The 11221-nt window shown below is 67.2% G+C and carries 11 protein-coding genes, 1 pseudogene and 1 riboswitch; of the genes and pseudogenes, 5 read left to right on the top strand and 7 right to left on the bottom strand.

From position 1 onward, the window contains the following. From rd to F3K02_RS15320, 5 genes are all read right to left on the bottom strand, one after another. The coding region (gene rd / locus F3K02_RS27560) for a rubredoxin (protein WP_246309518.1) at nt 1-285 on the bottom strand (285 nt) is incomplete at its 3' end. Further along, a complete protein-coding gene (locus F3K02_RS15335; RefSeq protein WP_177136502.1) occupies nt 282-1424 on the bottom strand; it encodes an acyl-CoA dehydrogenase family protein in 1143 nt (380 codons plus the stop codon). The genes F3K02_RS15335 and rd, both read right to left, overlap by 4 nt. Nucleotides 1425-1590: 166 nt before the next feature. Continuing rightward, a complete protein-coding gene (locus tag F3K02_RS15330) occupies nt 1591-2160 on the bottom strand; it encodes an OsmC family protein (RefSeq protein ID WP_177136501.1) in 570 nt (189 codons plus the stop codon). 44 nt (nt 2161-2204) lie between these two features. Continuing rightward, the gene (locus tag F3K02_RS15325) at nt 2205-3095 is read right to left on the bottom strand and encodes a sulfurtransferase (RefSeq protein WP_177136500.1); all 891 of its coding nucleotides are present in this window, start codon (nt 3093-3095) and stop codon (nt 2205-2207) included. Between the two features lie 289 nt (nt 3096-3384). Further along, the gene (locus F3K02_RS15320; protein WP_177136499.1) at nt 3385-3555 is read right to left on the bottom strand and encodes a hypothetical protein; all 171 of its coding nucleotides are present in this window, start codon (nt 3553-3555) and stop codon (nt 3385-3387) included. A gap of 144 nt (nt 3556-3699) precedes the next feature. Between F3K02_RS15320 and F3K02_RS15315 the strand changes: the two genes are divergently transcribed. After that, a complete protein-coding gene (locus F3K02_RS15315) occupies nt 3700-4041 on the top strand; it encodes a hypothetical protein (RefSeq protein WP_177136498.1) in 342 nt (113 codons plus the stop codon). Nucleotides 4042-4271: 230 nt separating this feature from the next. Here F3K02_RS15315 and F3K02_RS15310 read toward each other — a convergent pair whose 3' ends face one another. Continuing rightward, the gene (locus tag F3K02_RS15310; RefSeq protein ID WP_177136497.1) at nt 4272-4490 is read right to left on the bottom strand and encodes a hypothetical protein; all 219 of its coding nucleotides are present in this window, start codon (nt 4488-4490) and stop codon (nt 4272-4274) included. Nucleotides 4491-4579: 89 nt separating this feature from the next. Beyond that, nucleotides 4580-6184: a sigma-54-dependent Fis family transcriptional regulator gene (locus F3K02_RS15305; protein WP_425485611.1), complete on the bottom strand. Its 1605-nt coding sequence runs from the start codon at nt 6182-6184 to the stop codon at nt 4580-4582. A 168-nt stretch (nt 6185-6352) separates the two neighbouring features. Between F3K02_RS15305 and F3K02_RS15300 the strand changes: the two genes are divergently transcribed. The 4 genes and pseudogenes from F3K02_RS15300 to F3K02_RS15290 all read left to right on the top strand — a co-directional run. Continuing rightward, complete coding sequence (locus tag F3K02_RS15300) at nt 6353-7501, top strand: Fic family protein (RefSeq protein WP_177136495.1); 1149 nt, start codon at nt 6353-6355, stop codon at nt 7499-7501. A gap of 62 nt (nt 7502-7563) precedes the next feature. Beyond that, nucleotides 7564-7687: riboswitch (S-adenosyl-L-homocysteine riboswitch) on the top strand. A 25-nt stretch (nt 7688-7712) separates the two neighbouring features. Next, on the top strand, nt 7713-10466 hold the full coding sequence (metH, locus tag F3K02_RS15295) for a methionine synthase (protein ID WP_177136494.1): 2754 nt from the start codon (nt 7713-7715) through the stop codon (nt 10464-10466). Between the two features lie 137 nt (nt 10467-10603). Then, nucleotides 10604-10780: pseudogene (locus tag F3K02_RS27995) on the top strand (DUF7577 domain-containing protein); the annotation flags it as partial. 12 nt (nt 10781-10792) lie between these two features. Then, on the top strand, nt 10793-11221 hold a 429-nt coding region (locus F3K02_RS15290), incomplete at its 3' end, for a hypothetical protein (RefSeq protein ID WP_425485617.1).

The raw sequence follows: 11221 nt of genomic DNA, 5'->3' as shown, positions 1-11221 counted from the left end.
GCCGCGCACCGCCACTGCGGCCGCGCCGCCGGCGCGTGCGCGCAGCTCGTCGAGGCTGGGCGCGCTGTAGGGTTCGAAGTCGCTCTTGGTCACGCCGCAAAGCGGGCAGGCCCAGTCGTCGGGGATGTCTTCGAAGCGTGTGCCCGCGGCCAGGCCGCTGTCGGGGTCGCCTGCGGCTTCGTCGTAGATGTAGCCGCAGGCGTGGCAGATGTACTGCTTGAATGCAGGTGCCCCCAGGGCTGCGACGACCTGGGCCACCGGGGTGGGTTGGATGGCGGGTGTCATGCCGGCATCTCCTCGGCGCTCAGCCGCGCGATCTCTTTGCGCAGGTGTTTGATGGCCGGCGTGACGATGGCGACGAACTGCGCCTCGCGCACGCGGCGCTGCACCTCGCTGCTCATCAGGTAACCGCGCGCACCCTGGTGCATCAGGGCCGAGTTGGCGGCGCGCAGGCAGAGCTCGGCGCCGTGGGCGCGCGCGTCGAGCACGTCGATGAAGTAGTCGGTCGAGGTGTCGAACGGCGTCTCTGCCAGCTTCATGATGCGCGCCACCAGCGCGTCGAACTCGGCCTGCAGCTCGGCGGGCCGGTCTTCCAGAAACTGGTTCACGTGGCCCAGCTGGCCCTCCACCGCCCACATGCTGTCGATCGCGCCCTGGATGATGCCGGCCGCGATGCCGCACTGCAGCAGCACGAAGCCGCCGCGGATGCGCGCGATGTACGGTTTGGCCGGGTCGGCCACCACGTCGTCGCTGCCGACGAAGAGGTCTTTGCAGTGCACGCTGTAGGTGCCCGTGCCCTCCATGCCCGAGAACTCGGGGCAGGCCTTGAGCGTGACGCCGGGTGCGTCGCAGCGCAGCATGAACATCATCTCGCGGCCAGCGCAGGCGCCGTCCACCTGCACCGACGCGATGGCGCCGAAGTAGTGGTCGGGCCCGAGGTTGCTGACCCAGGGCAGGGTGCCGTTGACGAGGTAGCCGCCTTCGACCGGCGTGGCCTTGAGCAGCAGGGCCTCGATCTGCGCGAAGCTCTTCATCGGGTTCGAGAGGCCCGTGCCGCCCAGCGTCTCGCCGCGCACGTGGCGCGCCAGCCGCTCGCCGGTGAGCGCCGGGTTGCCTGAGGCCTGCATGTACAGCCCGGCCACGCACTGGCACCACATCATGAAGCCCGTGGCACCGCAGACCTTGGCAGCTTCGGCCATGGCCAGGATGGCCAGGCCGTAGTCGCCGGGCGTGCCGTCGGCCTGCGGCAGGTGCGCGCTCATGGCGCCGGCCGCGGCCAGCTGCTTCATCACGTCCACCGGGTAGGCGCCGCGGTCGATGGCGTAGGCCTGTTCGGCCAGCGGGCCTTGCGCGATGGCGCGCACGGCATCGATGAGGTTGGCGGGTTGGGCAGCGAGTTCGGGGGGCAGGTCGGCGGGGTTCATGAAAGCTCCAGGATGGGGTGGCCCTTCGACAAGTTCAGGGCGAACAGGGACGTTCGCCCCCTCCTCCTCTGGGGGAGGGTGGGGATGGGGGCCCGCGCGCCGGCAACGCCGCTTCATGCGTGCCCCCACCCCCACCCTCCCCCAGAGGAGGAGGGAGCTAAAAATTTCAGGCCATCGAGATCTCAAACGGGATCGGGTTGCGCATGGTGTTGGCCACCGGCGAATAGAAGTTGGCGTGCTGCACGATCTCGTCCAGCACCTCGCGGCTCGCGTCGCCTTCCACCAGCACCTTCACGCGGATCGCCTGAAAGCCCATCTCGGGCGCCGTCTTCTCCAGCGCGCCGCCCGCGCCCCAGGCCGCCGGGTTGCCGATGTCGCCTTCCAGAAACACTTCGAGCTTGCTCAGCTTCACGCCCTTCCAGGTGGCCACCGCCGTCACGCCGACGGCAATACAGCCGCCCAGGCCCGAGAGCACGATCTCGCCCGGCGCGGGCGCCGTGTCTTCGCCAAACAGGTGCAGCGGCTCGTCCACCACCACCACGTGCTTCTCGCCCACGTGCGACAGCGAGCGGTACTGCCCCTCCATCACGGTGTGGACCTTGTTGGTGCCGCGCCGGGCCGGGTTGGCTTTGCCGCCGGCGGCGAAGTCGGCCAGGCCCTTGCCATCGATGGGGCGCAGGTAGGCTTTGACGGTGGTCACGGGGGCGGTAGGTTCGAGGGTGTCGGTGGAGGACATGGGGTTTCCAGAAAGGTGAAAAACGGGGTTGAGAAGAAAGCGGGTCAGGCCGCCAGCGCCAGGCTGGCAGGCTTGCTGGACTTGGCGACCGGCAGGCCGGTTTCGATGGGCAGGCTGTCGTCGCGCGACCACTCGTTCCACGAGCCGAAGTACATGCGCACGTCGGAGAAGCCGGCCTGCTTGAGCGCCAGGAAGCTGTTGGACGCGCGCGCGCCCTTGAAGCAATACAGGTAGACCGTGTCGTCGGGCGCGATGCCGGCGGTGGCGCACTCGGCCTTCACCTCGTCGGGCGTCTTGAACACCGGGCCCTGGGCCGAGGGCTTCATGAAGCGGTACCACTCGATCCATTTCGCGCCCGGCAGCCGGCCCTTGCGCGGCGCGAAATCTTTGCCGTAGGGCGAAGAGCTGTCGCCGATCCACTCGTCCACATCGCGCACGTCGAGCAACACCGTGTCGGTGCCCAGCGCAGCCTGCACATCGGCCTGCGTGAGCATCACGTCGCTCATCGGCAGCTCGGGGAAGGTGGCGGGCGTGGGCGTGGCCGCTTCGGTGGACACCGGCAGACCGGCTGCTTTCCAGGCGCTGAAGCCACCGTTGAGCACCTTGATCTTGGGGTAGCCCAGCCAGGTGAGCAGGTAGTAGCCGCGGCACGACTGGCCGTAGCCGCTGTTCATCGCGTCTTCGTAGAACACGGCGGTCTCGGCGCCCGAGAGGCCGGCCTTGCCCAGCGCGTCGGCGAAGGTGGCCTTCAGCGCCTGCAGGCCTTCGGGCGTGGAGGTGGCGAGAAAGGTGAACACCTCGCGCAGGTTGACCGCGCCGGGGATGTGGCCGGCGGCAAAGGTGTCGGCGTCGCGCGTGTCGATGATCACCACCGGTTCGGCGGCTTGCAGGGTGGCGAGTTGATCGGGAGCGATCAGGGTGGCTTCAATGCTCATGGGGACCTCTTGAAAAGGGCAAAGGCAGGATGGCCTGCAGTGCTCTTTGCAACCGGCGTGCCAGTGCGATGCGCGTGTGGATCAACGCGCACAAGTCCTTGATTGCGCTGGGTTTTTTGGGGTTCTGCGCGGGCATGCGCCGGGGTGTGACGCTGCTGGGTATCGCCACTGTGTTGACACAATGTCAACACAGTGGCGGATGAGCGGGTTGGGGCTGGGTGCCGAGCGGCGGGAAGGGAATGCCTGGTTGCGACCCGGAGTGGGCATCCACCTCCGAACCCCGAACCGGTCATTGAAAACGCGGCAGGAATGGATTGAAGGAGCTGCCGTCGGGATTCTGTGGGCCTGAACGAAAGCTATAGTCCGAGTGCTGAATACGCTGATGGCTTTCGTAGCGCAAGGGCTTGTCCACCAGCGGCGCACCGACGACGGCTTGGTCGGTTTTTTTGTGCCTGTTCATTCATCCAGATTGTTGAGGCAAGTGCCTGATGCCAAAAGATTTTTTAACCTCTGTGCCGCCACGTTTTCCGACTGTCCCCGGGCATATCCGGTGATTCGGCGACTACATCAAAGTTAGGCGGCACGAAGAACCAACAGCGGTGCCATGAACCACGAAGTCGCGCTCACGGTCGTCAAGGTGGCGCACACCGCGATCTGGGCTTTCTTTGTTGCTTGCATCCTGGGTGCGCCGCTTGCTGCCTGGCACCGCAACTTCGCTCTCGCGGCTGCGCTTATCGGCTTGGTCGCCCTTGAAGCGCTTGTTCTGCTGTTCAACAAGTGGTCGTGCCCCCTCACCGGCGTTGCCGCTCGCTACACCGAGCGACGTGAAGAGAATTTCGACATCTACCTCCCTCGCTGGCTAGCCAAGTACAACAAGAGCATCTTCACATCTCTGTACTTGCTCGGCGCTGCCTACTCAGCGTACGCATGGTGGCACCACAGCTAGCAGTTCCTCGCCTCTGCGAGTATCGGCTCAATGCTTGGTGGCCGGCCAGGGCAGGCACATCTGCAATCGGGCCATTCGCAGCGCCAATGTGTGCGTCCTGCGACGTGCAAACAGCGCCGCCTCGCGCCGGCTTCGCCGACCTGGCAATGGCGGTTCATGGCCGATGAACGACATGCCCGCCCCGGCCGTCCTGGCCGGTGAATCGGCCAGCCAACCGCCCGGCGCGTCGCCTACCGGCAAACCAGATCGTCAGCATCCAGCGCAGGCGGGCGCATCAGGTCTTCGTCGATGCCCATGACCGCGCTGGCCCGTTCGACGGCACGCCACAGCAACGGCGGCATCTTCAAAATCTCGTCGGGCGAGTCGGCCTGTGCGATCCAGCTGCTGATCTGCTGGTGCTCAACGGGGGTCAACAATGCCAGGTTCAGCATCTCGTCGATTGTTTTCATGGCGGCTTCTCGCAAGTCTTGGTCAATGGCACTGATGCTGTCACACATCCCGGGCGCTGGCTTTCACTCCAGCCCTTCACCCTATCCGCTCACCGCAAACCCGCCTTGCGCAGCCGGTAGCTGAACTGCCGCAGCGTGAGCCCCAGGCTTTGCGCCGCGCGCGACTGGTTGCCCTGGTGGCGGGTCAGCGCGTCCTGCAGGGTCTGTGCGTCGTGCGACGTGGCGCTCTGGTAGTCGCGCACAAGGCCGGCCGCCGCGGGCAGGGCGGGCGGGATCGGGGCAGAGGCGGGCGCGGGTCGGGCATCCTTCAGCGCCTCGGGCATGAAACGCTCCAGCGCCGCAGCCGTCACCAGCGTGTGGTCGGCCAGCAGCACCAGGCGCTCGATCAGGTTGCCCAGCTCGCGGATGTTGCCGGGCCAGTCGTGCGCTTCCAGCCGCGCCAGCGCGTCGGGCGCGAGGTTCACGTTGCGCTGGTGCGCCTGGTTGGCACGGCTCACGAAATGCAGGGCCAGCGCGCGCACGTCTTCGCGCCGCTCGCGCAGGCTGGGCAGGCGGATCGGGATCACGTTGAGCCGGTAATACAGGTCCTGCCGGAAGCCGCCGGCCTGCACCTCGCGCGCGAGGTCGCGGTTGGTGGCCGCGACCAGCCGCACGTCGATGCGGATCTCGCGCGTGCCGCCCAGGCGCACCAGCGTGCCTTCCTGCAGGGTGCGCAGCAGCTTGCTCTGCATGGCCAGCGGCAGCTCGCCGATCTCGTCCAGGAAGATGGTGCCGCTGTTGGCCTGCTCGAACCAGCCCGCGCGCGCCGTGCTCGCGCCGGTGAAGGCGCCGCGTTCGTAGCCGAACAGTTCGGACTCGAACAGTGTGTCCGGAATCGCCGAGCAGTTGACCTTGATGAAAGGCTGGTCGCGCCGGCCGCTGGCCAGGTGCACCGCGCGGGCAAACAGCTCCTTGCCGGTGCCCGACTCGCCCAGCAGCAGCACCGTGGCCTGCGACTGCGACACGCGCTCCAGCTCGCCCAGCGCCTGCAGCAACGCGGGCGAGCGGCCGATCAGCCCGTAGCGCGCGCTACCCACGTCGAGCGCGTGCTCCAGCGCCTCGTTGCGTGCGGCCAGCTGGCGCCGCTCTTCGGCCACCAGCTGCTCCAGCTGCAGCAGCTGGCCGGCCAGCGTGGCCAGGATGCGCAGCAGCGCCAGGTCGTCGTTCAGGTGGCGCTGGCGGCTGCGTATGCGGTGGCAGCCCAGCACGCCCACGGTGGCGCCGTTCACCTCGATCGGCAGCGCGATGAAGGCCACGGTCTGCGGCGGCAGCTGGGCGCGCGCCACGGTGCGAAAGAGAAACAAGGGTTCGGCGTCCACGTCTTGCACGATGGCGGGCAGCCCGCTGGCCAGCACGCGGCCGGTGATGCCCTCGCCCCAGCGGAACACGCCGCGTGCCGCTTCCTCGGCGGTGAGGCCGTAGGCGTGGCGGACCGAGGCGGTGCGCTCCGCGCCCGGCACCGCCTCGTCGGCCAGCACCATGCGCCCCCGGTTCAGGCCCAGCAGCTCGCTCATCAGGTGCAGCATCTCGCGCAACACAAAAGCCGGCGCCAGGCTGCGGCCCACGAGCTTCATCACCTCGCGCATGAGCAGAAGCTCTTGCGCGTGCCAGTCGGTGCCGGGCTGGGTGTCGGGGTCGGAGCGGTGGGGGGGCATGCGCATGGGGTTAGCAAGCATCGCACCAGTGCCTTTTTCTGACCAGCCGGCTTTCCACCGTCAAAGGTCTTTGCGTCTCTGTCGGTGTTTTAAAGCCGTCTTTAAAACGCTTCCATGAAATAAAAGAATTCTTTAATATGGTGCACTTGATTTAAAGATGGCTTGTCTATGAAACGCATCACCGGCAGTTACGTCACCCACACCACCCTCGGGGAGCCGGTCAAGGCTTTCGTTCCCCACGCCTTGCCACCCGGCGCGCCGGTCTTGGCCGAGGCGACCTGGAGTGAGCGCAATCGGGCGGCCCAGATGGCGCTGGCGCGTTTGTCGGCCGTGGCGGGGCTGGTGCCATCGGTGGACTGGCTGCTGTACAGCGCCATCCGCAAGGAGGCCTTGATGACCTCGCAGATTGAGGGCACACAGGCCACGCTGACCGACCTGTTTGATGAAGAGGCCGGTCTGACCGTGAGCAACACCGATGACGTGGAAGAGGTAACCAACTACCTGCAGGCCTTCCGGCTGGTGCAGGACAACCTGCGCGATGCGTCGGGCCTGCCGATCAGCGTGCGCCTGCTGTGCAATGCCCACCGCTTGCTGCTCAACGGCGTGCGCGGCACAGGCAAGCAGCCGGGCGAACTGCGCCGCTCGCAAAACTGGATCGGCGGCACTCGGCCGGGCAACGCGGTGTTCGTGCCGCCACCGGCCGAGCAGGTGCCGGGTTTGCTGGCCGACCTGGAGCGCTTCATCCATGCCCCCGCTGGGGACTTGCCTCCGCTGGTCCGGGTAGCCTTGGTGCATGCGCAGTTCGAGACCATCCACCCGTTTCTGGACGGCAATGGCCGCATGGGCCGTTTGCTGATTGCGGCCCTGCTGGAACACTGGGGCCTGCTGCCCGAGCCTTTGCTGTACCTGAGCGGTTACCTCAAACGGCACCAGAGCGCCTACTACCGGCACCTGTCCGACGTGCGCACCGAGGGCGACTGGGAGGGCTGGGTTGGCTTCTTTCTGGAAGGGGTCGAGGTGGCCGCGGCGGAGGCCGAGAAGGACATCGTGGCGCTGGCCAGCCTGGTGGCCGCCGACCGCCGCCGCCTGCTGCAGCACGCCAAGGCCGGTCCGGCCAGCTACCGTCTGTTTGAACTGCTGCCCACCATGCCGCGCTTCAGCGTGGAGCGAGTCCGCCAGGCCTTGAGCACCACCTTCCCCACCGCCAGCGCGGCCGTCAAGCTGCTGCAGGAACTGGGCATCGTGACCGAGGTCACTGGCCAGAAAAAAAACCGCAGCTTCAGCTACCAGGCGTATATCGATCTGCTCAGCCGCTGAACCGCCGCCGATGCCGCGTTCGGTCGTGCTGTCGTTCCGAGGTGGATGGCATAAAATCACACCCTCTCAAGGAGCGCTGCAGCGCCGGGGGCATCGGCCTGATGCCCGCACCCGGTGTCAGGCTTGAGACGTCGGGGCCACACGGTCCCGGCCGGTCACACAGACCCCCAACGGCGCTCACCAGTTTTTGTCCGCAACCCTGGTGAGCCTCATGTCCGCAGTTTCCGACTCCGCCGTTTCTCCCTCTTCGTCCGCCGCCGTTCCTCCCATGCTGCTGTCCGGCCTGGAGCCGCTGCGCATCGGCGAGGGCAGCCTGTTCGTCAACGTGGGCGAGCGCACCAACGTGACCGGCTCCAAGGCCTTCGCCCGCATGATCCTGAACGGCGAGTACGAGCAGGCGCTGGCCGTGGCGCGCCAGCAGGTGGAAAACGGCGCGCAGGTGATCGACATCAACATGGACGAGGCCATGCTCGACAGCAAGGCGGCGATGGTGAAGTTCCTGAACCTGATCGCCGGCGAGCCCGACATCGCGCGCGTGCCGGTGATGGTGGACAGCTCGAAGTGGGAGGTGATCGAGGCCGGCCTGCGCTGCGTGCAAGGCAAGGGCGTGGTCAACTCGATCAGCATGAAAGAGGGTGTGGACGAGTTCAAGCGCCAGGCCGGTCTGGTCAAGCGCTACGGCGCCGCCGCGGTGGTGATGGCCTTCGACGAAAAGGGCCAGGCCGACACCTACGAACGCAAGATCGAGATCTGCGAGCGCGCTTACCGCATCCTGGTGGACGAAGTGGGTTTCCCGCCCGAAGACATCATCTTCGACCCCAACATCTTCGCCATCGCCACCGGCATCGAAGAGCACAACAACTACGCGGTCGACTTCATCAACGCCACGCGCTGGATCAAGCAGCACCTGCCGGGCGCCAAGGTGAGCGGCGGCGTGTCCAACGTGTCGTTCAGCTTCCGCGGCAACGACCCGGTGCGTGAAGCCATCCACACCGTGTTCCTGTACCACGCCATCAAAGCCGGCATGGACATGGGCATCGTCAACGCCGGCATGGTGGGCGTGTACGACGAGCTGGAGCCCGAGCTGCGCGAGCGGGTGGAAGACGTGGTCTTGAACCGCCGGCCCGATGCGGGCGAGCGGCTCGTTGAAGTGGCCGAAAATGCCAAGGGCGCGGCCAAGGACGACAGCAAGAAGAACGAGTGGCGCGCGCTGCCGATCCGCGAGCGCCTCGCCCACGCGCTGGTGCGCGGCATGAACGAGTTCATCAGCGAAGACACCGAAGAGATGTGGCGCGAGATCGAGCGCGACGGTGGCCGCCCGCTCAACGTGATCGAAGGCCCGCTGATGGACGGCATGAACGTGGTGGGCGACCTGTTCGGCCAGGGCAAGATGTTCCTGCCCCAGGTGGTGAAAAGCGCGCGCGTGATGAAGCAGGCCGTGGCCCACCTGCTGCCCTACATCGAGGCCGAGAAGCTGGCCCAGGCCGCCGCCGGCCAGGACGTGAAGACCAAGGGCAAGATCGTGATCGCCACCGTCAAGGGCGACGTGCACGACATCGGCAAGAACATCGTCACCGTCGTGCTCCAGTGCAACAACTTCGAGGTGGTGAACATGGGCGTGATGGTGCCCTGCCACGAGGTGCTGGCCAAGGCGAAGGAAGAGGGCGCGGACATCGTGGGCCTCTCGGGCCTGATCACGCCCAGCCTGGAAGAGATGCAGTACGTGGCCAGCGAGATGGAGAAGGACGCCCACTTCCGCGAGAAGCAGATCCCGCTGCTGATCGGCGGCGCCACCTGCAGCCGCGTGCACACCGCCGTGAAGATCGCGCCGCACTACAGCGGCCCGGTCGTCTACGTGCCCGACGCCTCGCGCAGCGTGAGCGTGGCGCAGGGCCTGCTGAGCGACCAGGCCGCGACCTACATCGCCGAGCTCAACGCCGACTACGACAAGGTGCGCACACAACACGCCAACAAGAAGCAGGTCAGGCTGTGGCCGCTGGCCCAGGCCCGCGCGAACAAGACGCCGATCGACTGGGCCAGTTTCAAACCCACCCAGCCCAAGTTCATCGGCAAGCGCCAGTTCAAGAATTTCGACCTCGCCGAGATCGCAAAGTACATCGACTGGGCACCGTTCTTCCAGACCTGGGACCTCGCCGGCCCCTACCCCGCCATCCTGCAGGACGAGGTGGTGGGCGAGCAGGCGCGCAAGGTGTTTGCCGACGCGCAGGCCATGCTGAAGAAGATCATCGAAGGTCGCTGGTTGTCGGCCAACGGCGTGATCGGGCTCTACCCGGCGAACACGGTCCACGACGACGACATCGAGCTCTACACCGACGAGACCCGCAGCCAGGTCGCGCTCACCTGGCACGGCCTGCGCCAGCAGACCGAGAAGCAGGAAGTGGACGGCGTCATGCGCCCGAGCCGCTGCCTGGCCGACTTCGTGGCGCCCAAGGGTGTGGCCGACGACTACGTGGGCCTGTTCGCCGTCACCGCCGGCTTGGGCGCGGAGAAGAAGGAAAAGCAGTTCCTCGACGCGCACGACGACTACAACGCCATCCTGTTCAAGGCCCTGGCCGACCGGCTGGCCGAGTCCTTTGCCGAGTGCCTGCACCACCGCGTGCGCACCGACCTCTGGGGCTACGCGGCCGACGAGGCGCTGAGCAGCGAAGCGCTGATCAAGGAGCAGTACCAGGGCATCCGTCCCGCGCCCGGTTACCCGGCCTGTCCGGACCACAGCGTCAAGCGCGCGATGTTCGCACTGCTGCAGGCCGACGAGATCGGCATGGGCCTGACCGAAAGCCTGGCCATGACGCCGGCCGCCAGCGTGAGCGGCTTCTACCTGAGCCACCCCGACAGCACCTACTTCAACGTCGGCAAGCTGGGCGAAGACCAGGTGCGGGACCTGGCGCAGCGCAGCGGCGTGGCCGAGGGCGAGCTCAAGCGCTGGCTCGGCACCAACCTCTGAACACCCCGCCCGGGCGTCCGTTCCGGGCGCCGACCAACCGCCCACGCCAGTGATTCACCCGCTGGCGCGCTGGCGTGTTGTGCCCCTGTCGCACGCCATGCTAGAAAGCGCCAAGAGCTTCAGCGGGTGGATGAACCATGGTGGTGTGTCAGGCGTGCGGTGCGGAGAACCGGGACAGGGCAAGGTTTTGCCGGGGATGCACTGCGCCCCTGGCACCGGTTGCCGTGCCCCACGCGGCGCGCAGGCGCGCCCGGTCATCGAAGCCCGTCTGTCCGGCCTGTCAGGCGAACAACCCGGCTGACGCCCGGTTTTGTCAGGCCTGCGGCGTGCCCCTGTTGCCCGCTTCTGCGTCGCACCGCTCGATGCCGGCGTTGCCGGCGGCGGGTGCCGCGAAACGAAAAGTGGTGCTCTGGGGGCTGGTGCTGGTGCTCGCGGGCGCCGGGACCTGGTGGAAGCTGAACCACACCAGCGGGTCGGCATCGCGGGCCGCCACGCCCGAGGCCACCGCACCCGCGTCAGCGAACGGACCAGCGGCGCTGGCCCAGGCACAGACCCAGGCAGCCCCCGGAGGGTTCGTCACGGTGGACCTCGCCGGAACCTCACCGGCACCCGGCGACGCGGCGCACCTCTCGGAGGCCGAGCGCCTGCGGCTGTCGCTGGAACGCCTGGAGCGCGAGGACCGGGCACACACCGCCGCGCTGGAGCAACAGCGCGCGGCCGCGGCGGCGGAGCAGCACCGGCGCGCCGAGCTGGCC

The organism is Hydrogenophaga aromaticivorans (assembly GCF_013387465.1).
Classification (GTDB): Bacteria; Pseudomonadota; Gammaproteobacteria; order Burkholderiales; family Burkholderiaceae_C; genus Hydrogenophaga; species Hydrogenophaga aromaticivorans.
The sequence above is the reverse complement of the archived record's forward strand: the minus strand, read 5'-3'. Positions and strand labels throughout refer to the sequence as shown.